Source organism: Tetragenococcus halophilus subsp. halophilus DSM 20339, assembly GCF_003841405.1.
GTDB lineage: Bacteria > Bacillota > Bacilli > Lactobacillales > Enterococcaceae > Tetragenococcus > Tetragenococcus halophilus.
On the sequence record NZ_PXYA01000002.1, the window covers coordinates 647,324 to 669,907 of the forward strand.

Here is a 22,584-nt window from a genome sequence, read left to right on the forward strand (position 1 = left end):
ACTCCTTTAACAAAAATAAAACGCCCGGTCTTTTGACGTATATGTCAGAAGACCGGGCGTTTTAAATAGCTTTTAACTTTCACTTTTTTCAGCTGCATAAGCTGCGTTTCGTTTATTCATTTCACGACGATACCACATAAATATTAATAAGTAGGCAATAAGTGCAAGGACTGCATAAATAATAAATTCGATCTCTCCTTGGGAAGCATTCCCAACAAGATAACCTAAGAATTTTTCCATAGGACCTTCCATTGTTGTTTGAGAGATCAATTGGTTAGATGCAACGCCTTCGGGAAAAAGCACCAATGTTTTTAGCCATATTGGTAACAAATGGTGCTACTAAGGTACCAGCCCATAAAAATACAGGTAATTCAATGGCGCCAATGACGATCATACGGATGATTCTACCTCGGGTTACCACAAGTAATGCCGGGGTAATCCCCATGGCTATGATACCTCCTAACGGTAATAAGTAATTTCCAGGAAGTATTACAGCTTCTAATAGCATAATTGGTGCTAAAATGTTAGCTGCTGCCCAAATTTCAGCGCGACCAGCCAAGAAAGGCCAATCAAGTCCGATATTTAGCGTGCGTCCTTTTAGTCGCTTGGAAGCAAAATCAGTAATCCCTTGTGACAGAGGTTCGATAGAATCAATAAACCACTGACCAATAAGGGAGAATAACTCTAAACTTACTGCAGCCGTGAAGGCTAATTCAAAGATTTCGGTTGGATTTTGACCGGCAAGTAAACCTACGAATATACCTAGGTAAATACCTATAGCAAATTTAGAACCCCAAAAACCAACTTTATTGTTTAATTTGGCTGCGTCAAAATCATATTTGTCCAACCAGGGAAATATTTTGTCAAAAATTTTATCAAAAACCATGATAATTGGATTCATCATATAGTTCATGTGAGTCGTAGTCATTGGATTGTTTTCAGGTGCATCTAATAGATCGTTGAACGTTGGTTTCATCAGATCGGAATTGATAATTTTTAAAATACCAATGAAAACAACTAAGGCTGTAGCTATTAATAAATTTGCCCCCGACCAAATAGCAAATAAGCCAACAAAAGCTAAATGCCAAACATCGAATATATCAACATCTAACGTATTTGTTTTTTTCCATATAAGCATAATGACATTTACAATAACTAGAACTAATAGAAAATAAAGTGTGTAAGGTGAACCTCAGGTAATTGTTGCTAAAGGTGCCCAACCAACATCGGTAATATTTAAAGAAAGGCCTGTTCGTGCGACAAAATCTGCCATAGCTTGAGAAAATGAACTTGTCAACATATCAATAATTGCGCCGATTCCGGTAATGGCAATGCCAAGTTTTAGCCCACCTTCTAATGCTCGAGAAGGTTTAACCTTAAAGACTAAAGCAATTAAGGTTAAAACAATGGTCATCATCGGTGCTGCACCTAGGTCAATCAGTGGTTGAAATATTTTATTCGCTATTTCAATAATAGCACTCATACTATGTCCCCCTGTCTAATCACTGTTTATCAAGTTTTTTGATTGTATCTTCTAGTTCTTGATATACCGGTTCGGCCATTGCAGGGATACGATAAAGGATCGGTCCAGCATCAACCACAGGAATATCAATGTCAAAACCTAAATTCGAATTGGCGATCTGGGTAAAGATATCATAGTTCTTCAATTTATCTTGATTAATATCTTTGATCATGGTGGTATCGACTTTTACTTGATAACCACGATTTTTCATTTCATTTTCCAATGCACTTTTGATTTGGTGACTAGAATTTACACCAGCACCGCAAGCCGCTAAAATTTTAATCATTTGTAATTACCCCTTTAAAATTGTTTTTTAGAAAATTGAATAATTCGATAGCGTCTTCTGTATGGAAAAAGTTTATTAATTCATCTTTTTCACATGAGTTAATGAAATCCATAATTGTAGCGAGTAGCCCAGCTTGTTCTTGTCCGTTTTGGTTTAAAATCATAAATAAAAACAAAACATCTAATTCTTCCTCTGGTGCAATCATATTGTGGAAGTTAACTGGTCTGATTAGCTTAATTGGTATAATCCCATTTGTTTTAACAAACTGACTTTCTGTGTGTGGAATAGCAATGTTAGCTAGTTCAGGGTCAATTGGCGCTAAACTAATGCCAGTAGGATAATGTTGCTCTCTTTCTAGTAGATTCGCTAAAAAATCTTCTGTTACGCAATCTTGTCTTAGTAAATCCTGATAAACTTCTGCAAATACCTCCTTTTGAGTTGTCTTATTTGAGATATATATACGGTCTGTTGTAAATAAAGTTTCAAATGATGGCATCAATATCCTTCTTTCGTTTGTTAATGTTTAAATACAACCGCTTTCAATTCTTATTATAAATTATTTTGTTTGTCAACAAAAAATAAAATAAAATAAACATTTTAAAACTTTTTATGTTGAAAAATGTTTATTTATGTTTTATTATGAAACTGAATTAAGAAATAATATGAAGGAGGAAATAAGATGAGAGTTGTAATCGGTTCAGATTCAGCGGGGATGGAACTAAAGGAATATATTAAGGATTATTTATTGGAAGAAGGTTATGAAGTTGTTGATAAAAGTGAACAAGCCTCAGTTGATTTTGTTGAAGCAACTTTAGCCGTGGCACAAGATTTGTTAAAAAATGAAGATAGTTTAGGTATTGCTATAGATGCCTATGGTGCCGGAAGTTTTATGACGGCAACCAAGGTTAAAGGGATGGTTTCTGCTGAAGTTTCTGATGAACGATCAGCCTTTATGACGCGAGAACACAATAATTGTCGTTTGATTACCATCGGGGCTGAAATTACAGGAAAAGATCTAGCAAAAAATATTGTGAAAGAATTTTTGAATGCAAGCTATGACGGTGGAAGACATCAAATTCGTGTTGATATGCTCAATAAAATGGCATAAACATCTTTAAAGAAAGAAGGACTTATTTATGAAAATTGCATTAGGAAACGATCATATTGTGACAGACACAAAAATTGCGGTTTCAGATTTTTTAAAGGACAAGGGTTATGAAGTATTAGATGTAGGTGCCTATGATTTTACACGCACCCATTACCCTATCTATGGGAAAAAAGTAGGAGAAGCTGTTGCTAGTGGAGAAGCGGATTTTGGTGTATGTATTTGCGGTACAGGTGTGGGCATCGCTAATGCTGCAAATAAAGTACCTGGCGTTCGTTCCGCTTTGGTACGCGATATGACAAGCGCAATATATTCAAAAGAAGAGTTAAATGCTAATGTGATAAGTTTTGGTGGAAAAATTACAGGTGAGTTTTTGATTTGCGACGTTATCGAAACTTTTCTTAAGTCAGAATATAAAGAGACAGAGGAAAATAAACAATTGATTGCTAAAATTAATCATGTAGAAGAAAATCATCCTGAGCAAGAAGATCCTCATTTCTTTGATGAATTTATTGAAAAGTGGGAAAGAGGGGAATATCACGATTAATAAAAATGTTTGGGGAGGTTGGAAGATTGATTATCTCTATTACCATGAATCCTTCGATTGATATTTCTTATCCCTTGGAAACTTTACATTTGGATACTGTCAATCGTGTGATAAATGTCACCAAAACCGCAGGGGGAAAAGGATTGAATGTTACTAGAGTATTACATCAAAGCGGTGCAGATATTCTAGCAAGCGGTCTAGTTGGGGGACATTTTGGCGCCTTTATCCAAGAAAAACTTAGTAATGAAGGCATTTGCCATCATTTCTTCATGATTGAGGGAGAGACTCGCAATTGTATTGCCATATTACATCAAGGAAAACAGACAGAGATTTTAGAGCAAGGGCCTAGTATTACTAATGATGAAGCAAAAGGATTTTTAAGTCATTTTGATCAGATGATTGAACAAGCCAGTATGCTAACTTTTTCCGGCAGTTTGCCTGCTGGTTTACCTGATGATTATTATAAAGACATGATAGATTTATGCCATAAGAAACATAAACTTGTGGTGTTAGATTGCTCAGGTAGGGCTTTGCAAAATGCTTTAAAAGGTCAAATCAAACCATTATTAATCAAACCCAATAGAGAAGAACTAGCCGCTTTGCTAGGAAGAAATGTAAAAAATACAATTACAGACTTAAAAGAAGCGCTTATGTCACCTTTGTTTGATGGTATTGAATGGGTTGTAGTTTCCTTGGGGGCAGACGGTGTATTTGCTAAACATTACGATACATTTTATCAAGTAAAGATTCCTCCAATCGAAGTAGTAAACCCTGTAGGCTCAGGAGATGCTATGCTCGCAGGTCTAGCTCAAGCTTTAGATTATAAGCAAAGTGATGAAAAGGTATTAAAACACGGCAATGTGTTAGGCATGTTAAATGCCCAAGAAAAAGTGACTGGACAAGTGAATATGCAAAATTATCGGGTGTTGTTTGACCAGATCCAAATAAAAAAGGTTTAAGTGAGGGATGTAGTAGTGAAAGCATTAAAACCGTTAGTTGATGAAAACCATATTATTAGTGCTCTTGCAATTGATCAGCGAGGTGCATTGAAAAAGATGATGGATAAGTTTCAAGCGCAAGAAGCAACGGATCAACAGGTAAAAGATTTCAAAGAAATTATAGCCTCTGAATTGACCCCATATGCTTCGGCGATTTTATTGGATCCAGAATATGGGTTACCTGCCACAAGAGTAAAAGATCGTCATGCAGGAGAATTATTAGCCTATGAACAAACTGGTTATGATCCTGAGATTCCAGGTCGCATGCCTCGTCTTTTACCTTCTTGGTCTGTTAAAAGAATCAAAGAGCATGGAGCAGATGCTTGTAAGTTTTTACTTTATTACGATGTTGATGAAGCAGTTGAAATCAATGAACAAAAGCAAGCTTTTATAGAACGTATTGGAGCAGAATGTATTGCTGAAGAACTTCCCTTCTTTTTAGAGTTAATCACTTATGATGCTTCTATTGCGGACAATAAAAGCAAAGCGTTTGCACTAAAAAAACCACATAAAGTAAATGGTGCTATGAAGGAATTCTCAAAAGATCGTTATAAAGTGGATGTGTTAAAGGTTGAAGTACCGGTTAATATGGCTTATGTAAAAGGATATACCGAAAAAGAAACCGCATATACGCAAAAAGAAGCCTGTGAGTATTTCCAAGAACAAAGCAATATCAGTCAGCTACCCTTTATTTTCTTAAGTGCAGGTGTTAGTACAGAAACGTTTCAGGAAACCTTACGTTTTGCAAAAAAAGCTGGGTCCACTTTTAATGGTGTTTTATGCGGACGTGCAACTTGGGCAAATGGGGTTGAAAACTTTATAAAAGAAGGTGAAGACTCTGCTAGACAATGGATACGAACTCAGGGAAGAAAAAATATAGAAGAACTGAATGAAGTGTTACAGGAAACTGCTACACCAATTGGTTTTTATTAGCTATAGCATAGGAAATAACATGTAAAGTTAAAACCTAAGTACTACCTAGGTGGAAACCGAAGGGATACCTAGAGTGCAAAAACTTGATTTCAGGCAAAATTCCAAAGAGTAATTTAACAAAGTTAAAAAGTTTACTTAACTAAAAAGCAACAGGCATGCTTAATTTTTGCTGCCTGTTGTTTTTTAGTTTCCTATTTGTTCTCTTGTTTGTTTTTGCCAGATTGAATTGAAATAATTCTCCATCTCTATAGCACGAGTTTCATCTGAAACGATCAAAACAACAGTATCAAAACCAGCAAGGGAGCATTTTACTTCAGGTAAATGTATCTCATCAATCATCGACGCTAATAAGGAAGCATTATCAGGAAGTGTGTGGACAATAGTTAGGAATTGAACGTGTTCGATCTTAGTAACTATATCATTAAATATACTAATTAATTTCTCCGTTTCTCCTTGTTTTTGTAAGGAAGAAGTATCATATAGTACAAATTTAGGTTTTCCCTTCTCATCAATTGTTTTAATTATTTTTAAGTCACGTATATCTCTAGAAATAGTTGCCTGTGCAATAGTTATATCTTTTTTTTGTAGTCGCTGTAATAACTCTTCTTGAGTCCGAATTGTATTTTGACTAATTATTTGTTTGATTAAACTTTGCCGTTCATTTTTATGCAATTTTTTCACCTCTTAATGTATCTTAATTCATATTAATTATATCAAAAATAAAACTAAAGGACTACTTAATAATATTTTTATTAAGAAACGTGAAATAAATATTGTTGAAAGTATTCATTCACCATGCGAGCGTCCTCTTCATTTTTAGAAAGTATTAAAATGGTATCATCACCAGCAATACAGCCAACAATTTTGCTATTAACTTCTACACGAACTTTATCGATTAAAACACCAATCGCGTTACCATTGCCAGGAAGGACTGTTAGTAGGTTGGTAAATTCTATTTGAGTTAAAGAGACTCCAGTTTCCATAATAATATCGCTCAGACGTTCTTCTTCTGACTTCTTCTTTGTGCCTAAAACAGAATTGTTTAATATACGATAATATGATTTTCCACTATTATCTTCTACTTTTGTAATATTTAATTCCCGTATATCGCGAGAGATGGTTGCTTGTGTAGTAAGAGCTTTTTCTTTTTCAAGTAGGCTTAATAATTCGTTTTGAGTAGAAACTTCATTTTCAGTAACAATTTTTTTTATGATAGCTTGACGTTGTGTACGGTTCATTTGTTCACCACCTTCACTTAACTAATTTTAGATCTTCTATTATTATTATAACAAGTACTACACATTTTTTCCTTATAAAGTGTAGTTAAATGAGCTAGTGGGAAACGATTGTATTAAAGTGAACAAGCGTTTCAAATTAAAGAATAAAAAAAATTATGTATAAAATGAAAAATTAATGATAAATATACAGCAAAAATTTGCATTTTAAAAAAAAGCGCATTCTATTTCGTTGAAAATATACTAATAATTGAATAACGTTGTATAATTTCCTTTTTATTTGCTGAATATTTCACAATTGGTGATTGGATAATTTATTATCCTTATGTTGTAAGTTAAATAAAGAGGAGGACTTAAGTTATGAGTAAGCCAATTAATGTTTTTTCAGAAATTGGAAAGCTTAAAACGGTTATGTTACACAGACCTGGGAAAGAACTGGAAAATTTAATGCCTGATTATTTGGAAAGACTACTATTTGATGATATTCCATTTTTAGAACAGGCTCAAAAGGAGCATGACCATTTTGCAGGCATGCTTCGTGATAAAGGAGTAGAAGTTGTTTATTTGGAAGATTTGGCAGCGGAGTCATTGGTTAGTGAAGAAGTTCGTATACAATTCATTGATCAATACTTAGATGAAGCAGGTATTCGTAGTCATGCGGTAAGAGAAAAAGTAAGAGAAATGCTGATTGCAACTGAAGATAATCGTGAGTTGATTGATAAAACGGTTGCCGGGATTCAAAAGGTTGAAATGCCAGAATACCAATTTGAAGGTTTAGCTGACATGATAGAAAGCGCTTATCCATTTGTAATTGATCCAATGCCGAATCTATATTTTACTCGAGATAATTTTGCTACAATGGGTAACGGGGTCTCTTTAAACCATATGTATTCGGTAACAAGACAAAGAGAAGCTATCTATGGGCAGTATATTTTTGAATACCATCCACGTTTTGCAGGCAATGAAGTCCCTAAAGTTTATGATCGTAATGATACAACTCGTATTGAAGGTGGTGATGAATTAGTACTTTCTAAAGACGTTTTAGCCGTAGGAATTTCTCAACGGACAGAAGCTGCTTCTATTGAAAAACTAGCAAAAAATATTTTTAAACAAGAATTAGGTTTCAATTGCGTTTTAGCCTTTAATATTGGTGAATATCGTAAATTCATGCACTTAGATACTGTCTTTACGATGATAGATTATGATAAATTTACAATTCATCCAGAAATTGAAGGTGAGTTAGAAGTTTATTCAATTACACCAAAAGCAGATGGCGAATTAAATATTGTGCGAGAAGAGGACACATTGGAACACATTTTAGCAAAATATTTAAACCGTGATTCTGTACAATTAATTCGTTGTGGTGATGGCAATGTTACTGCTGCTGCAAGAGAGCAATGGAATGATGGTTCAAACACTTTAACAATTGCTCCAGGGGAAGTGGTTGTATATGACCGTAATACGGTAACTAACAAAGCGTTAGAAAAAGCAGGGGTAAAATTAAATTATATTCATGGTAGTGAACTAGTGCGTGGACGTGGCGGTCCTCGTTGTATGAGTATGCCTTTATATCGTGAAGACCTTACAAAATAAAGAACAGGAGAGTTTATAATGACATCAGTATTTCAAGGACGTAGCTCATTAGCTGAAAAAGATTTTACTCGTGGAGAATTAGAGTACCTTATTGATCTTAGTTTGCATTTAAAAGATTTGAAGAAACGTGGCGTACCGCATCATTATTTAGAAGGAAAAAACATTGCGTTACTATTCGAAAAAAATTCAACAAGGACACGTTCTGCATTTACAACTGCAGCTATTGATTTAGGGGCTCATCCAGAATTTTTAGGTGCAAATGATATTCAATTAGGAAAGAAAGAATCTGTTGAAGATACTGCAATTGTATTAGGTAGCATGTTTGATGGTATTGAATTTCGTGGTTTTAGTCAGGACACAGTCGAAGAGTTAGCACAACATTCTGGTGTTCCCGTGTGGAATGGATTAACTGATCAATGGCATCCTACTCAAATGATCGCTGATTTTATGACTGTTAAAGAAGCTTTTGGACAATTAGAAGGTATTACTCTTGTCTATGTTGGTGACGGACGTAATAATATAGCAAATAGTCTTTTAGTAACAGGGGCAATTTTAGGAGTAAACGTACGAATCTGTTCACCTAAAGAACTTTCACCTACACAAGAGGTAGTAAATTATGCCGAAAAATTTGCTAAAGAATCGGGCGCACAATTGATGGTTACTGATGATGTAGCAAAAGGTGTTAAAGATGCAAATGTTTTATATACTGACGTTTGGGTTTCTATGGGTGAAGAAGACAAATTTGAAGAACGAGTTAATTTATTGAAACCTTATCAAATTAATATGGATATGATCCAAAAAACAGGTAACCAAGATAATAATTTAATCCTTCTCCATTGCTTACCTGCTTTTCATGATACTAAAACACAATATGGAAAAATGGTTTCTGAGGATTATGGAATTGATGAAATGGAAATTACTGATGAAGCATTTAGAAGTAAATATGCACGACAATTTGAAGAAGCAGAAAACAGAATGCATTCAATTAAAGCTATCATGGCTGCAACGTTAGGTAATTTATTTATCCCACGTGTGTAAATAAGCAAACGTTTTACTGTTTTAAATTTAAAAGTAAAAAATAGTTTGTGGTTATTATATAGTTTAATTAATGTTAACTGCAGACTATTTTTTACTAATAATTTTTATTTATTAAAGGAAAGGAAGGACATAATAATTATGGGTAAAAAAGTTGTCGTAGCTTTAGGAGGAAATGCGATTCTTTCAGATGATGCCAGCGCGAAAGCGCAACAAGAAGCGTTGGTTCAAACTTCTAAATATTTAGTTCAATTAGTCCAAGCTGGTAATGATTTGATTATTTCACATGGAAATGGACCACAAGTAGGTAACTTATTATTACAACAACAAGCTGCTAATAGTGAAAAGAATCCAGCTATGCCGTTAGATACTTGTGTAGCTATGACACAAGGTAGCATTGGTTATTGGTTGTCAAATGCTATGAGTAACGAACTAGCTAAGAAAGAGATTGATAAACAGGTTGCTACCGTGTTAACACAAGTTGTTGTTGATGAGAATGACCCCGCTTTTAAAAATCCGTCAAAACCAGTAGGCCCATTTTTAACTAAAGAAGAAGCAGATGAGGAAATGAAATCTGGAGCAACTTTTAAAGAAGATGCAGGCCGAGGTTGGCGTAAAGTTGTACCTAGCCCTAAACCCACTGATATCCATGAAGCAAGTACAATTAATAAGCTAGTAAATAGTGATGTTGTTACGATTTCATGTGGTGGTGGTGGCATCCCCGTTGTAGGAAAATCTTTGCAAGGCGTAGAAGCTGTTATTGATAAGGATTTTGCTTCAGAAAAACTAGCTGATTTAGTTCAAGCTGATACTTTTATCATTCTAACAGGTGTAGATAATGTATATATAAATTATGGCAAAGAAAATGAGAAAAAATTAGAACAAGTAACAGTTGCAGAATTAGAAGAATATAAAGAACAAGGTCATTTTGCACCAGGTAGTATGTTACCTAAAATTGAAGCTGCTATCTCGTTTGCGAATAATAACCCGGAAAAACAAGCGATAATTACATCTTTAGAAAATTTAGGTAAAATGGAACAAAATGAGACTATCGGTACCGTTATAACTAAATAAAAGCTTTTTAGGAGAGTTAAAATGGAGATAGAAGAAGTGATTACGAGATATAATAAATACTTTCAATATTTTTCTGATCAAGAAATTAATTTGATTCAGCGTAATAGTTTAGTGAGAAATTACCGGAAAAGGCAAGTATTGTATAGTCCAGGAGATAGCAGGTCTCATCTTTATCTTTTGAACTCAGGTACAATTAGAATTGAAAAATCCGACATCAACGGGGAATTCATGTATTTACAGTTCATACCTAGCGATGAACTGTTTCCCTTAATTGGATTGTTTTATGATGAGACTTATACTTTTTCAGCAATCGCGCAAACGGATATTGAAGTCGTTATTATACCAGTAAAATTCTTTGAGAAACTTCTTAGTAATAATGCGAAACAATTAGTCAAATATTTACAGATACAATCTGAGGCCTTAAAAACTAAAAATATGAAAATTCAAAAGGGCATAATAAGTAATACTTATGATCGTGTTATTACTTCTCTTGCAATTTTATTTAGTGATTTAGCAGAACGGAATCAACGGACAGGCGAAATAGAACTTGCCTCTCCGGTGACGATTACGGATATTTCGACAATGAGTGGTACAACTCGGGAGACCACTAGTAGCATAATTAAACAGCTCGTTCAATCAAAACTGATTCGCTATAATCATAAACGGTTGATTTTCTTAGACAGTACTTTTTTTGTTGAACGACTAACAAATTAAAAAGAAAGAAGGTCGGACACAGTCTCTAACTGTGAAAAATAAAATGGCAAAAAAAAAGAAAAGAAAAGAATTATCGTCATTTAGTATTTTATTTATTATTCTTATTGCTTTAGGTATACTAACAATAATACTAAATGGTCAGACATTTTCTCCGCAGACGGTCGATGGCGAGACGGTTAATCAAGTAGTTGGCGCTAAAATATCAGATATTGTGATGGCTCCATTCAATGGTTTCCGTGATGCAATTGAAATTAGTGTGTTTATTTTAGTGCTAGGTGGTTTTTTGAATATTGTTACTCAATCGGGCGCACTTGAATCTGGCATACAAATGGTGGTAAAAAAGTTAAAGGGAAATGAATTAATTATAATTCCTATTTTAATGGTATTATTTTCAATTGGTGGATCTACTTATGGTATGGCTGAAGAAACAATTCCTTTCTATAGCTTATTAACTGCTACGCTAGTAGCGGCAGGTTTTGACACAATTGTTGCTGTAGGTACTGTGTTACTCGGTTCTGGCTCAGGGGTAATTGGCTCAACTGTTAATCCATTTTCAACAGGCGTAGCAATGGATGCTTTGAGGGGAATCGGTATTCAGCCTAACACAGGGGTCATTTTATTGATAGGATTTATGCTTTGGGCTGTTTCTACTGCTTACTCCATTTTTATTGTGATGCGTTACGCTAAAAAAGTAAAAGAAGACAAGGGTTCAACAATTCTTTCATTGCAAGAACAAGAGGATATGAAAGAAAACTTCGGGCAAGAAGATAAAAAAGATTTGACTTTTACGAAACGTCATAAAATTATTTTATCTATTTTTGCATTTTGTTTTCTAGTTATGATTGTATCGTTGATTCCTTGGGGAGATTTTGGGGTTACGATTTTTGATGGATGGACTTCCTTTTTAACAGGAGAAAGTTTCGGCGATTGGTATTTTGGAGATTTAGCAATGTGGTTCTTCATTATCGGTCTAATTTGTGCAATTGTTGGAAGATTCTCTGAGAAGGAAACAGTAGATTCTTTTGTTGAAGGTAGTAAAGATATGTTATCTGTTGTTTTAATTATCGTAGTAGCGCGTGGTGCTTCAGTATTAATGTCTACTACCTATTTAGATCTATTTATTTTGGATAAAGCTGCAGGGTTATTACAAGATTTCTCTCCAATTTTATTCGTAATTGGTGCTTATGTATTGTATTTAGGTCTATCTTTCATAATCCCTTCTACTTCAGGTTTGGCCTATGTTTCTATTCCTGTTATGGGTGGATTAGCAAATAACATAGGTTTAAGTCCAGATGTGATGGTTATGATTTTTGCCTCTGGTTGTGGTTTAATTAACCTAATTACGCCTACTTCGGGTGTTGTAATGGGTGGATTGGAAGTATCAAAAGTAAATTACTCTACTTGGATAAAATTTATGCGTAAACCAATAATTGTTTTAGGTGTTTTGAACTTACTTATTTTGATTATTTCAATGCTAGTAGCTAGTTGATTATTAAAAAAACTTGGGTGTTCAAATAAAGGTACCCAAGTTTTTTTAATTTAGTACTTTATTGCAGTGACGCAATTGAGAATAAATTTTTAATGATTATATTAACAAAATCAGCCAGTACTTTCGTAAAAAAGTTGCTGGTTTTTTTGTAATAAAAGGTTTTAGATAATCTATATTAGTTTATAACTTGCTACTCTAACTTTCTTTTACTAATGTAGATGAGTTTTCTAATTAGCAAGAATAAAACAGTTCTATTCGTAATTTCTTTTATAACCTTGCCGAACAAAGTCCCAATCGAATGAAACATTTGAGCTCACTATTTTCAATAAGTTCAATAATTGCTTTTGTTCTTTTAAGGAAAGATTAGCTAATGCTTGTTTACTTGAATATTTCTCTTCTCGTTGCAGATAATCATGTAATTTTTCTCCCTTTTGTGTGACAAAAAGGCATCGAATTTTTTTATTTGTTGAATCAGCTTTTTTTAAAATCAGCTGCTCCTGTTCAAGATGTTTTACTGTTTTAGCTACAGCTGTGCGATCATTTTTGACTAACTTGGCTAAGTTATCATTGATAATACCTGGGTTTTCATAAATTCTACTTAGATAAAGGTATTGCCCTTTATTCAAATGGATATCTTTAAATTCAACATTACTAATATAGTCTAAGGCGCGTGCGATGTTTCCTATTTCTCGTAAAATTTGAGACAATGATTTCACTCCTTGGGATAAATGTAGTATTTATTTTTAAATAAACCGATAATAGTAAGCAAATCTTTTGCTAAAATAACCATTGTTTGGTCTGGTCTACCTGGAGCAAAACTAATTTCTCCTGGTTAAATAACTCTTCGTCAACAATGATCGTGATGTTTGAATCATAGCCTAGCGGGGAAACAGCGCCAGCTCTTTGTCCAGTTGTCTGTTCCATTTCATTTTTTGCAACAATTTTTAATCGTTTTCCTGTTAATTGGTGAATTTTTTTAAAATCCGCTTTTTTTGTTGTGAAAGTGAAAAAGATATAATATTTGTCATAGGAATCTTTTAAAAATAAGCTTTTTGTTTCAGTACCTGAGAAACCCTTTTTTGCTTTAACAACTAAGGCATCCTCGTTACTGAAGATTTCTTGGTGTTGATATAATTCGTAATACAACCCTTGTTTATTTAATGTAGTTACCAAATTTAGCATTGAAATTCCACCTCTTTTTACTACAGTACAATAATAATGTTGAATATTCAACATTATTATTGTACGATTAATGAAAAATATGACAAAGGAGTTAACTTAATATGAAGCAAAAATTTATTGTGAGAGATTCATTCTGGGAGCTTTTCCCAGAAACAGAAATTGCCGTTTTATTAGCAGATGACGTGAGTAATCGTTCATACGAAAATATGCCTAAAGATCTTTTAAAACAAGCAAATTCACGTGCAATAAAATGGGTAGAAGAAGATCCTATCAGTGCAAATCCGGTTATCAAAGATTGGCGAACGGCTTATCAAAGATTTAAAACTAAAAAAGGCGCACGTTGTGCTGTTGAAAATTTGTTGAAGCGTGCTAAGCAACAAAATGGTGTCAAATCAATTAATCCTGTAGTAGATATCTATAATTCCGTTTCCTTAGAGTGGGCTTTTCCTGTTGCTGGAGAAGATAGAGATTTTCTTAAAGGAGATCTTGAACTAACGATTGCACAAGGAGGAGAAATATTTGTTCCAATTAGTGAAGAAAGGACAGAAGAAGCACTTACAGGAGAAGTAGTGTATAAAGATTCTGAGTCTATTATTAGTCGTTGTTGGGCTTGGCGAGATAGTGCTCGCGTACAAGTTACAGAAGATACTACAAATTTAGTTTTTTATATGGAAAATCACTAGTGGTGCATGAAACATTTTAAATTCACTCATTATGTTTCACACTATTTCCATCCATAAAAAAATCCTTTATACTGGTCTTGGATGACTTATCCAAGACCAATACAAAGGACAAACACATGGATAAGTATAAAACAATTTCAGCTTTTAATAAATGGTTTTCGAATATTATTTTAAAAAAATTACCTTTTTCTATTCGTGAGAAAATTTCTCAAGCCGACAAGTATCATAAAAAGTTTGATTTTGAACACTTTTTGAAAGTGTTTCTCTATGGCATCGACAATGAGTGCGAAAGTTTACGTGAAATAGATACAGCGTTTGTTTCCCCTGATCTACAACAGACCATGGCGTTAGATGCCATTAGTCATTCGCAGCTTTCCCGTGAGCTCGCCCAGATGGATGACGAAATTTTGTGGGCGATTTTCGCGCAGTTACTGGAAAAAACACGGTCAAAAATACCGGTGACCAAACGAAACGCACTCTATCTCGTGGATTCTTCCACTTTTTCGTTAAATACCACTCGGTACCCTTGGGCAGACTTTCGCTCAACCAAAGCAGGGATCAAACTGCACTTAAAACTCTGTTTTATGGATAAAGAACACTTGTATCCGGATCAGTTTGAAGTCACGAATGCGGTTGAACATGATGACAATCACTTAGAAGTTTTTGTCAATCAACCGGAAGCGACCTATATCTTTGATCGTGGCTATATTGATTACGAGCGACTGGACGAGATGGAAGCTGACGGCTACTTTTTCGTCACAAGAGTGAAGAAAAATGCCAAAGTTCATGTCCTAGAAACTTATGAACCTTCTCAGAGTAAAAACATTTTGCGTGACCAAATGGTAGTGTTAGGCACTCAGGTTTATTTCACTTCCCCGTTTCGCTTGGTCACGATTCAGGATGAAAAAGGAAAACAATTACGCTTTGTCACCAACCGTTTTGATGTGACCGCCCAAGAAGTGGCCGACATGTACAAAGCGAGATGGCAAATTGAACTATTTTTTAAGCATATCAAGCAACATATGACGATTAAAAAGCTATTTTCATACAGTGAAAAAGGGGTAAGCAATCAAATCATTCTCGCCATGATTGCCAGTCTATTGACGTATTTACTCAAAGTAGAGACAGGAAGTAAGAAATCCCCGTTCCAAATCAAGCGCCTATTAAAACATCTGCTTTTTCAACCTTTTGAAGAATTGTGGGTATTACTCGTTCCTACGTGACGAAATAGCATTTGTCGTCGTTGCAACAGTATTCAGATAAATAATGAAAAAATTTTTTCTGGAAAAGTCATCCCTTGCGTAAGCATTTGATTTTTTTGTCATTTTTTAGAAAAAGTTAAAATCTGAATATTCTGATTATATTAATGCACCACTAGTGATGGAAAATATAAACCCTGAACGTAAAGCTGAACACAAACAGGCCATTCAGTTATTACAAAGTAGGCTAAAGCAATACCTATCCATTGAAACCACTTTTGGTCTAATCACAAAACAACAACCAGAGATAACGCTTTGATTTTACTTAGAAAGAGAGTGTGTAGTTTGCAGACAAAGATAAAAAAGTTTTCTGAATTAACTCTTCATCAATACCATTACTTAATGGCAAACCGAGTGGCTGTGTTTGTAGTGGAGCAAGCTTGTCCGTATCAAGAAATTGATGCTATTGATATGCAAGCCTATCATTTTTGGTTAGAGGATGAACAAGCTAACTTACTTGCTTATGCTCGTGTTTATTCTGAAGAACATTTGGTTCATTTCGGTCGAGTACTTGTTAAAAAGAAAGAACGTGGGAAGGGTCTAGGCAAAGAGTTGGTGCGACAAATAATTGAATGGATCCAAGTTTATTTTCCCGGGGGAAAAATGCATATTGAGGCACAAACTTATTTATATAATTTTTATACTTCGTTTGGGTTTGAAGCAGTATCGGAAGAATACTTAGAAGATGGTATTCCTCATATTAATATGGAAAAAAATGATTATGCGACTTCTTAATAGAAAAGGTTGTTAAAGAAGTCATACTGGTAAAAGATAAGAAAGTTTGTTATAATCTTCCTAAATATTATAAAAAATTAGAGATCAAGAGATTATCTTTTCAAAGTTCTTATAAGCGAGTTCGGAAATGGTGGAAGCCGAATGGATATGAAAAGGGAAACGCACTTGTGAAATTTTGCTTAGCAAACGGAGTCTGCCGTTACCAGATAGAGTTGGTTTGAAAACAAACAATAAGAGTGGTACCGCGGGAAATCTCGTCTCTAGCGTTTAAAATGCTAGAGGCTTTTTTTGTGGAAAATAATAAAGAAATTTGGAGGATATAAATGAATAATAAAGAAGTTGTAGCAAAAATAATCTTTGATGTCGTACACGATGATTTAACACTTGATCAAGTAGAGTATCTACTAGAAAACCCTAAGTCAGCAGCACATGGTGATGTGGCTTTTCCTACGTTTTCTTTGGCTAAGATTTATCGTAAGGCCCCGCAACAAATCGCCAGTGAATTAGCTGAACAAATTGACGATACTGCTTTTGAAAAGGTGGAAGTTGTAGGCCCTTATATAAACTTTTTCATGGATAAGAAAAAAGTTTCTCATGATGTATTAACAACAGTGATCGAACAAGGCGAACATTATGGTGATTTTAATATAGGCAATGACGATAATGTGCCTATTGATATGTCTTCACCTAACATTGCCAAACCTATTTCTATGGGGCATCTTCGTTCAACGGTAATAGGAAATTCAATTGCACTTATTTTGCAAAAAGTTGGTTATCAGCCTGTTAAAATTAATCATTTAGGTGATTGGGGCACCCAATTTGGTAAGTTGATCGTAGCTTATAAAAAATGGGGAATAGAAGAAAAAGTACGTAATAACCCCATTGAGGAGTTATTGAATCTTTATGTTGAGTTTCATGAAAAAGCTGAAGAAGAACCGGCATTGGAAGAAGAAGGAAGAGCTGCTTTTAGGAAGTTAGAAAATGGCGATCAAGAAGCTGTTGATTTATGGAAATGGTTCCGCTCAGAATCGCTAAAAGAATTTGATAAGATATATGATATGTTAGGAATAACTTTCGACTCTTACAAAGGGGAAGCTTTTTATGAAGATAAGATGGATGAAATTGTTGAATTGTTGGAAGAAAAACATTTATTGAAAGAAGACCGAGGCGCTGAAATCGTTGATTTGTCTGCTTATGATCTTAACCCTGCTTTAATTAAAAAACGTGATGGCGGTACGCTTTATATTACGCGGGATATGGCAGCTGCTTTATATCGTAAGCGTACTTATGACTTTGCGAAGTCTTTATATGTGGTAGGAAATGAACAAAGTTATCATTTTAAACAATTAAAAGCAACATTAAAAGAAATGGGTTATGATTGGTCAGATGACATGATCCATATTCCATTTGGATTAATTACAAAAGATGGTAAGAAATTATCTACACGTAAAGGTAAAGTGGTTCTTTTAGAAGAAGTTTTAAATGATGCGATCCAGTCAGCACAAAATCAAATTGCTGAAAAAAATCCTTCTTTAGAAAATAAAGAAGAAATAGCCAAGCAAGTAGGTGTAGGGGCTGTTATTTTTCATGATTTAAAAAATGATCGTTTGAATACATTTGATTTTACTCTAGAAGAAGTAGTACGTTTTGAAGGTGAAACTGGGCCTTATGTACAATACACTTATGCTCGCGCAATGAGTATATTAAGAAAAGCAGGGTTTACCCCAGATAAGAATAAAAATTATGCTTTAGATGATGAAGGAAGCTGGGAGATTGTTAAATTTATTCAAGGTTATCCTGAGATGGTTTTAGAAGCGGCAGATAAATACGAGCCTTCTGTTGTAGCTAAACACGCAATTAGGTTGTCTCAAGCATTTAATAAATATTATGGGAATACTAGAATCTTAGCTGAAGACAAACAACAAGAAGCTCGCTTAGCTTTGGTATATGTGGTAACAGTCTTGTTAAAAGAGGACCTACATTTATTGGGATTGCAAGCTCCCGAGAGGATGTAAAAAATGATCATTAAATAAAAGTGTATTTAAACTTACATTTTGTAAACATTGTTATTTAAAAGATAGCAAAAGCATTGAAGCGCTGAGTAGCTTCGATGCTTTTTTATATGCATCGAAATTTTTGGTGCGCTCGGCATGGGCGATAACTTGGTGGTGAAAGTCCACTACAGGCTTGGCAGTAGGAACTGTTAGCCAAAAGCAAGGGTGTCCGTCGTGAGGCGGAATCTGAAGGAAGCTGGAGGCAAACACTCGCACTGACGAACAGGAATCTCATAAGAAGGCTGAATTGGGACGGACGAGCTTGCAAAACAAAGCAAAGTCCAATACTGCCCGAATCCCATACAGTAAATGAGGCGGTGACGTGAGTGGAAAGTTATCGCACCTTACCCGAGGAGGTCTGCCTAGCGATAGAAATCGTAGTAACAACGAATAGATAGAAGTCAGCTGAGGTCATAGTAGGGAAAATGTACCGAAGGACCGAACAATATTCATACAAAGTATAGATTGGAGGTTAGAGGAAGCAAAGAAGACAGAAAACAACCATAAGGTTGGCAATCTACAGAGGGATAAGGTGGAACCTGAAAGCGTATGTAGATGTGTCGAGTTATCCTCTAGGAGAAATGAAAGAAATGTATCGTAAGTCTTCATCTTTGATGAAGTCCGTTGTAAGAAAAGAAAATCTTAAGACAGCCGCAACAAGGGTCCGACGTAATAAAGGAGCCGCTGGTGTCGATGGTATGGCTGTGGATGAAGTAGAAGACCACATTGAGAAGTTGTATGCGCCACTAAGGCAGAAATTGCTTCAAGGGACCTACCAGCCACAACCGGTCAAACAAGTCGAAATACCGAAACCCAATGGTGAAAAACGCCAATTGGGAATCCCATGTGCGCGTGATCGCGTAGTTCAACAAGCGATTCGACAAGTCATTGAGCCCATCATTGACCCATACTTTCTTCCACAAAGCCACGGATTTCGCCCGAATAAGGGAACACACACTGCTTTGAAGCAATGTGTCGCCTATTATGAGGAAGGCTATAAAGTGGTGGTCGATTGTGACTTGAAACAATGCTTTGACACACTAAATCATGACAAGCTCATGTATCACTTAGAGCAGTTTATTCAAGATAAGGCAATTCTCAAGGTTATTCGTAAGTTCTTGACGAGTGGTGTGATTAACCTGTCTAGCGAATACGTAGAAAGAAAGTCGGGTGCACCTCAAGGGGCGGTCTTATCGCCTCTTCTCTGTAATATTTACTTACATGAACTGGATAAAGAACTTGAGAAAAGAGGACACCAATTTGTTCGTTATGCCGATGACTTCGTCATCTATGTCAAGTCAAAACGTGCGGGCGAACGAGTGTTAAAAAGTGTGACCCGTTTCATTGAAAAAGATCTTAAACTCATTGTTAATCAAGACAAGAGTCAAGTGGGGGCACCAACGCGTTTAAAATTCTTGAGCTGTCTGATAATGAAAGTCAATGGCACCTGTCGTTTTATCCCTACCAAAGAAGCCAAGAAGAAATTCAAAGCCGAATTGAAACGTCGAACAAGCCGTAAGCGTGCGGGTGATTTTCGAACGATCATAGAGGAAATCAATCAAGTCACGCGTGGCTGGATAGGCTATTTCGGATTGGGATTTATTCGAGGTTTTATTCAAAAGGAAATTGAACCATGGTTACATCACCGCATCAGGCAGCTGATCCTCAAACGTTGGAAAGTTCCCAAAACGAAAATAACGAAGTTATTGTCTTATGGTTTAGATTTAAACGGCGCCAAGAAAATCGGATCCTCTAGAAAGAAATATTGGCGACTGTCCAAAACGTCTGAAGTTCATCGGACACTTACAAACGAAAGACTCCACCGATGGGGCTTAGTTTCACTAAGCGCCTTGGTAGAGTCTGCTTACGCAAGATATTGAACCGCCGTATACGGAACCGTACGTACGGTGGTGTGAGAGGTGACTAGCCAATTAATGGCTAGTCACCTACTCGATTTCTTTTATTTCAAAAGCGTTAGCATGACTTGTGGAACATTTTTTGAAAAATAAAATAAGTATAAATAACGGGAGGTCTTTTATTTATGGGTAATATTTTACTTGCGCTTGTACCCGCAGTAATGTGGGGGATTCAACCCTTAATTTTACAAACAATCGGTGGAAAAACTTCAAATCAACAAATGGGAATGTCTCTAGGGGCATTGATCTTTTCTATTGGTGTTTTATTTTTCCATCAACCTGTGTGGTCATGGCATTTAATACTTGCTTCATTTGTCTGTGGGTTAGCCTGGGCTTTTGGTCAAATTACACAAATTGAAAGTTTTCATATTATCGGAGTGTCAGCTGCAATGCCAATTTCAACCGGCATGCAATTGATCGGAGTAACTTTATTCGGAATTTTTTACTTCCATGAATGGACAAGCACTATGGACTATGTATATGGGATCAGTGCCTTAATCGTTATTATTCTTGGTGTATTTTTTACCGCTTATAGAGAAAAAGGCGACAACAGTAGTAAACAAGGGGCTATGCAAAGAGGACTTTTTGTTTTAGTTTTATCAACGATTGGTCAAGTAACATACAATGTTATTCCACGTATGGCTGATCTTAACGGCTGGGATGTATTATTCCCGCAAGGAATCGGTATGGCAATCGGTGCAATGGCTTTTAGCTTCTTCTTTGATAAAAAACCAGAGCTTTTCAGCAAGAAGTCATTTCAAAATATTGCTGCAGGTGCCGCTTTTGCGATCGGAAATATTGGTATTTTACTTTCCAATAAAGTAAATGGTGTAGCAGTAGGGTTTACCTTATCCCAAATGAACGTCATTGTTAATACCCTTGGGGGACTTATATTCCTTAAAGAATCAAGGACTTCAAAAGAATTAAAACTAACGATTGGTGGTTTAATCTTGGTAGCTGCCGGTGGTATTTTGATCGGTTTAACGAAATAATAAAGTGTAGGAGTACTATGTCGGGATACAGCGCATTTTTGTATCCCGGCTTTTTTAGTCTTCAGCAATGATTTGGCTGCTATTTTTGCTGGAAGACTCATATTGTAATAGCTTTTCATAAAAATAAGGTAACTCTGGATGGGTGGTTAATATTTGCCGATAATTTGGTAAAAGCTTTGTAAAACTTTGGGTCAGTCTTTTAGTATCTTTTACAAAGAAAAAAGGATTATAGGTAAGTAAGAAACTACCCGAGTAAAGGTCGCATAAACTATGTAAGCGATGGAGTTTCTGAGATAAAGAAATAAGCTTTAACTCATTTAATGCTGTATGAGCATGCAAAGCAAAATCTAAGCCGCTGGTCAATGAAGGCCTTAACCAAATATTTTCTATACCAGAGAATTGTTTCCATAGAAATAATAGACTAGTGTCGTTTATTTGAAATGGGATCGGGTAGTACTTAGTTATGGGCGTGAATACAGCTTTACTAAGGAGAAAGCCCTGACTAGTTCGATATTGCTGTACTTCTTTATAACGTTCATATAACGTTTGCTTACTATATGTAAAAGGTGGATCGTATAACAAAGATACTAATAGGAAGAAGTATCGAATCTGTAATTCGTTTCCCTTTAATGTAGGTGCAGATGTGAAAGAAACGGTTAAATCATAACTGGATAACAGCGGTTTCATTTTTTGCATACGTCGTTGCATAGTGGCTTTAGACAGATAAAACTCATCTTCTAATTTTTTGAATGTACAAAAGGGATTTTCTATTATTTTGACTAGTATTTGAAAAGAAAAACTTCGTGCTAACAATGAACTTAAAAACAGATTAGCATCTTCTGGAGAATAGATTGCTGTGATTTTCGGCCCTTTTATATAAAAAGAAATCCCCATAGAAACATTACTTTCGTTTTGTTGCCAAATAAAGATATAACGTTTCAAAGATTTTAAGCTAAGTCCTAAATGAGACGCAATTTCTTTTAGCGGGCAAGGATTTTTTATCTGTAAATACTGGAACACTCGGAATATAATTTTATCTTGTTTTTCTAATAGAATATCAAACATATCATCACCTCTGTGCGAAGGTATCATAAAATTTAGATTGGAAAAAATTTCAAATTGGTAAAAAAGCGGTGATATTGCCATGATGAAGTTGAAATAAACCATTTTTCTGTGGAAAACTATTTACTTTTATTCTTCTAAAGCTGGAAGTAACAAGCTTTATCCCTTAG

21 protein-coding genes, 2 pseudogenes and 1 other annotated feature are annotated in these 22,584 nt (G+C 35.2%); of the genes and pseudogenes, 15 read left to right on the forward strand and 8 right to left on the reverse strand.

Going from position 1 to position 22,584, the window contains the following annotated elements; genetic code table 11:
* Positions 1–72: 72 nt before the first annotated feature.
* From C7K42_RS08795 to C7K42_RS08805, 3 genes and pseudogenes are all read right to left on the reverse strand, one after another.
* A pseudogene (locus tag C7K42_RS08795) lies at positions 73–1,483 on the reverse strand (PTS galactitol transporter subunit IIC).
* Between the two features lie 19 nt (positions 1,484–1,502).
* On the reverse strand, positions 1,503–1,808 hold the full coding sequence (locus C7K42_RS08800; protein ID WP_038024326.1) for a PTS sugar transporter subunit IIB: 306 nt from the start codon (positions 1,806–1,808) through the stop codon (positions 1,503–1,505).
* Positions 1,801–2,304, reverse strand: coding sequence for a PTS sugar transporter subunit IIA (locus C7K42_RS08805; RefSeq protein ID WP_014125840.1), 504 nt, complete (start codon positions 2,302–2,304; stop codon positions 1,801–1,803). The genes C7K42_RS08800 and C7K42_RS08805 overlap by 8 nt, the downstream gene beginning before the upstream one ends.
* Positions 2,305–2,487: 183 nt before the next feature.
* On the opposite strand from C7K42_RS08805, the gene lacA reads away from it, so the two are divergent.
* From lacA to lacD, 4 genes are read left to right on the forward strand one after another with little or no spacing between them, the layout of a single operon-like run.
* Positions 2,488–2,916, forward strand: a complete 429-nt coding sequence (gene lacA, locus C7K42_RS08810; RefSeq protein ID WP_014125839.1) for a galactose-6-phosphate isomerase subunit LacA — start codon at positions 2,488–2,490, stop codon at positions 2,914–2,916.
* A gap of 28 nt (positions 2,917–2,944) precedes the next feature.
* The gene (lacB, locus tag C7K42_RS08815) at positions 2,945–3,460 is read left to right on the forward strand and encodes a galactose-6-phosphate isomerase subunit LacB (RefSeq protein WP_103099740.1); all 516 of its coding nucleotides are present in this window, start codon (positions 2,945–2,947) and stop codon (positions 3,458–3,460) included.
* A 26-nt stretch (positions 3,461–3,486) separates the two neighbouring features.
* On the forward strand, positions 3,487–4,419 hold the full coding sequence (locus C7K42_RS08820) for a tagatose-6-phosphate kinase (protein ID WP_103083592.1): 933 nt from the start codon (positions 3,487–3,489) through the stop codon (positions 4,417–4,419).
* Positions 4,420–4,434: 15 nt separating this feature from the next.
* Entirely contained in the window at positions 4,435–5,391 is a 957-nt protein-coding gene (gene lacD / locus C7K42_RS08825) for a tagatose-bisphosphate aldolase (protein ID WP_231834353.1), read from the forward strand.
* 183 nt (positions 5,392–5,574) lie between these two features.
* Here the strand turns inward: lacD and C7K42_RS08830 are convergent, their stop codons facing one another.
* Positions 5,575–6,063 carry an arginine repressor gene (locus C7K42_RS08830; protein ID WP_014125835.1) on the reverse strand — a complete coding sequence of 163 codons (489 nt, stop codon included), beginning with the start codon at positions 6,061–6,063 and terminating at the stop codon, positions 5,575–5,577.
* An 80-nt stretch (positions 6,064–6,143) separates the two neighbouring features.
* Entirely contained in the window at positions 6,144–6,629 is a 486-nt protein-coding gene (locus C7K42_RS08835; RefSeq protein WP_014125834.1) for an arginine repressor, read from the reverse strand.
* A gap of 357 nt (positions 6,630–6,986) precedes the next feature.
* On the opposite strand from C7K42_RS08835, the gene arcA reads away from it, so the two are divergent.
* The 5 genes from arcA (at position 6,987) to C7K42_RS08860 (ending at position 12,531) form a co-directional block, all read left to right on the forward strand.
* Positions 6,987–8,219 carry an arginine deiminase gene (gene arcA / locus C7K42_RS08840; RefSeq protein WP_103099741.1) on the forward strand — a complete coding sequence of 411 codons (1,233 nt, stop codon included), beginning with the start codon at positions 6,987–6,989 and terminating at the stop codon, positions 8,217–8,219.
* An 18-nt stretch (positions 8,220–8,237) separates the two neighbouring features.
* Entirely contained in the window at positions 8,238–9,257 is a 1,020-nt protein-coding gene (gene argF, locus C7K42_RS08845; protein WP_038024312.1) for an ornithine carbamoyltransferase, read from the forward strand.
* A 138-nt stretch (positions 9,258–9,395) separates the two neighbouring features.
* Positions 9,396–10,328, forward strand: coding sequence for a carbamate kinase (gene arcC, locus C7K42_RS08850; RefSeq protein WP_014125831.1), 933 nt, complete (start codon positions 9,396–9,398; stop codon positions 10,326–10,328).
* A 21-nt stretch (positions 10,329–10,349) separates the two neighbouring features.
* Complete coding sequence (locus tag C7K42_RS08855; RefSeq protein WP_014125830.1) at positions 10,350–11,042, forward strand: Crp/Fnr family transcriptional regulator; 693 nt, start codon at positions 10,350–10,352, stop codon at positions 11,040–11,042.
* A gap of 43 nt (positions 11,043–11,085) precedes the next feature.
* Positions 11,086–12,531 carry a YfcC family protein gene (locus tag C7K42_RS08860; protein ID WP_041591864.1) on the forward strand — a complete coding sequence of 482 codons (1,446 nt, stop codon included), beginning with the start codon at positions 11,086–11,088 and terminating at the stop codon, positions 12,529–12,531.
* A 251-nt stretch (positions 12,532–12,782) separates the two neighbouring features.
* Here C7K42_RS08860 and C7K42_RS08865 read toward each other — a convergent pair whose 3' ends face one another.
* Positions 12,783–13,238, reverse strand: a complete 456-nt coding sequence (locus tag C7K42_RS08865; RefSeq protein WP_014125828.1) for a MarR family winged helix-turn-helix transcriptional regulator — start codon at positions 13,236–13,238, stop codon at positions 12,783–12,785.
* A 5-nt stretch (positions 13,239–13,243) separates the two neighbouring features.
* Positions 13,244–13,713, reverse strand: a pseudogene (locus tag C7K42_RS08870) (YbaK/EbsC family protein).
* A gap of 101 nt (positions 13,714–13,814) precedes the next feature.
* Here C7K42_RS08870 and C7K42_RS08875 point away from each other — a divergent pair.
* The 6 genes from C7K42_RS08875 to C7K42_RS08905 all read left to right on the forward strand — a co-directional run bounded on the left by C7K42_RS08875 (position 13,815) and on the right by C7K42_RS08905 (position 21,352).
* A complete protein-coding gene (locus C7K42_RS08875; RefSeq protein WP_014125826.1) occupies positions 13,815–14,396 on the forward strand; it encodes a B3/B4 domain-containing protein in 582 nt (193 codons plus the stop codon).
* Positions 14,397–14,512: 116 nt separating this feature from the next.
* Entirely contained in the window at positions 14,513–15,619 is a 1,107-nt protein-coding gene (locus C7K42_RS08880; RefSeq protein ID WP_014125825.1) for an IS4 family transposase, read from the forward strand.
* 321 nt (positions 15,620–15,940) lie between these two features.
* Complete coding sequence (locus C7K42_RS08885) at positions 15,941–16,390, forward strand: GNAT family N-acetyltransferase (protein WP_014125824.1); 450 nt, start codon at positions 15,941–15,943, stop codon at positions 16,388–16,390.
* Between the two features lie 71 nt (positions 16,391–16,461).
* Positions 16,462–16,655 (forward strand) — a binding site (T-box leader).
* A 58-nt stretch (positions 16,656–16,713) separates the two neighbouring features.
* Positions 16,714–18,405, forward strand: a complete 1,692-nt coding sequence (gene argS / locus C7K42_RS08890; protein ID WP_014125823.1) for an arginine--tRNA ligase — start codon at positions 16,714–16,716, stop codon at positions 18,403–18,405.
* 620 nt (positions 18,406–19,025) lie between these two features.
* Positions 19,026–20,324, forward strand: coding sequence for a group II intron reverse transcriptase/maturase (gene ltrA, locus C7K42_RS08900; RefSeq protein WP_232510086.1), 1,299 nt, complete (start codon positions 19,026–19,028; stop codon positions 20,322–20,324).
* Between the two features lie 161 nt (positions 20,325–20,485).
* Positions 20,486–21,352: a GRP family sugar transporter gene (locus C7K42_RS08905; protein WP_103097170.1), complete on the forward strand. Its 867-nt coding sequence runs from the start codon at positions 20,486–20,488 to the stop codon at positions 21,350–21,352.
* 54 nt (positions 21,353–21,406) lie between these two features.
* Here the strand turns inward: C7K42_RS08905 and C7K42_RS08910 are convergent, their stop codons facing one another.
* Positions 21,407–22,519, reverse strand: a complete 1,113-nt coding sequence (locus C7K42_RS08910; protein WP_103097166.1) for a helix-turn-helix domain-containing protein — start codon at positions 22,517–22,519, stop codon at positions 21,407–21,409.
* Positions 22,520–22,584: the final 65 nt, after the last annotated feature.

What these genes read in the sequence shown, in the direction of transcription:
- C7K42_RS08800 (WP_038024326.1), bottom strand. Translation starts at nt 1,808, where the DNA reads ATGATTAAAATTTTAGCGGCTTGCGGTGCTGGTGTAAATTCTAGTCAC.
- C7K42_RS08805 (WP_014125840.1), bottom strand. Translation starts at nt 2,304, where the DNA reads ATGCCATCATTTGAAACTTTATTTACAACAGACCGTATATATATCTCA.
- lacA (WP_014125839.1), top strand. Translation starts at nt 2,488, where the DNA reads ATGAGAGTTGTAATCGGTTCAGATTCAGCGGGGATGGAACTAAAGGAA.
- lacB (WP_103099740.1), top strand. Translation starts at nt 2,945, where the DNA reads ATGAAAATTGCATTAGGAAACGATCATATTGTGACAGACACAAAAATT.
- C7K42_RS08835 (WP_014125834.1), bottom strand. Translation starts at nt 6,629, where the DNA reads ATGAACCGTACACAACGTCAAGCTATCATAAAAAAAATTGTTACTGAA.
- arcA (WP_103099741.1), top strand. Translation starts at nt 6,987, where the DNA reads ATGAGTAAGCCAATTAATGTTTTTTCAGAAATTGGAAAGCTTAAAACG.
- argF (WP_038024312.1), top strand. Translation starts at nt 8,238, where the DNA reads ATGACATCAGTATTTCAAGGACGTAGCTCATTAGCTGAAAAAGATTTT.
- arcC (WP_014125831.1), top strand. Translation starts at nt 9,396, where the DNA reads ATGGGTAAAAAAGTTGTCGTAGCTTTAGGAGGAAATGCGATTCTTTCA.
- C7K42_RS08855 (WP_014125830.1), top strand. Translation starts at nt 10,350, where the DNA reads ATGGAGATAGAAGAAGTGATTACGAGATATAATAAATACTTTCAATAT.
- C7K42_RS08860 (WP_041591864.1), top strand. Translation starts at nt 11,086, where the DNA reads ATGGCAAAAAAAAAGAAAAGAAAAGAATTATCGTCATTTAGTATTTTA.
- C7K42_RS08875 (WP_014125826.1), top strand. Translation starts at nt 13,815, where the DNA reads ATGAAGCAAAAATTTATTGTGAGAGATTCATTCTGGGAGCTTTTCCCA.
- C7K42_RS08880 (WP_014125825.1), top strand. Translation starts at nt 14,513, where the DNA reads ATGGATAAGTATAAAACAATTTCAGCTTTTAATAAATGGTTTTCGAAT.
- argS (WP_014125823.1), top strand. Translation starts at nt 16,714, where the DNA reads ATGAATAATAAAGAAGTTGTAGCAAAAATAATCTTTGATGTCGTACAC.
- ltrA (WP_232510086.1), top strand. Translation starts at nt 19,026, where the DNA reads ATGAAAGAAATGTATCGTAAGTCTTCATCTTTGATGAAGTCCGTTGTA.
- C7K42_RS08905 (WP_103097170.1), top strand. Translation starts at nt 20,486, where the DNA reads ATGGGTAATATTTTACTTGCGCTTGTACCCGCAGTAATGTGGGGGATT.
- C7K42_RS08910 (WP_103097166.1), bottom strand. Translation starts at nt 22,519, where the DNA reads ATGGTTTATTTCAACTTCATCATGGCAATATCACCGCTTTTTTACCAA.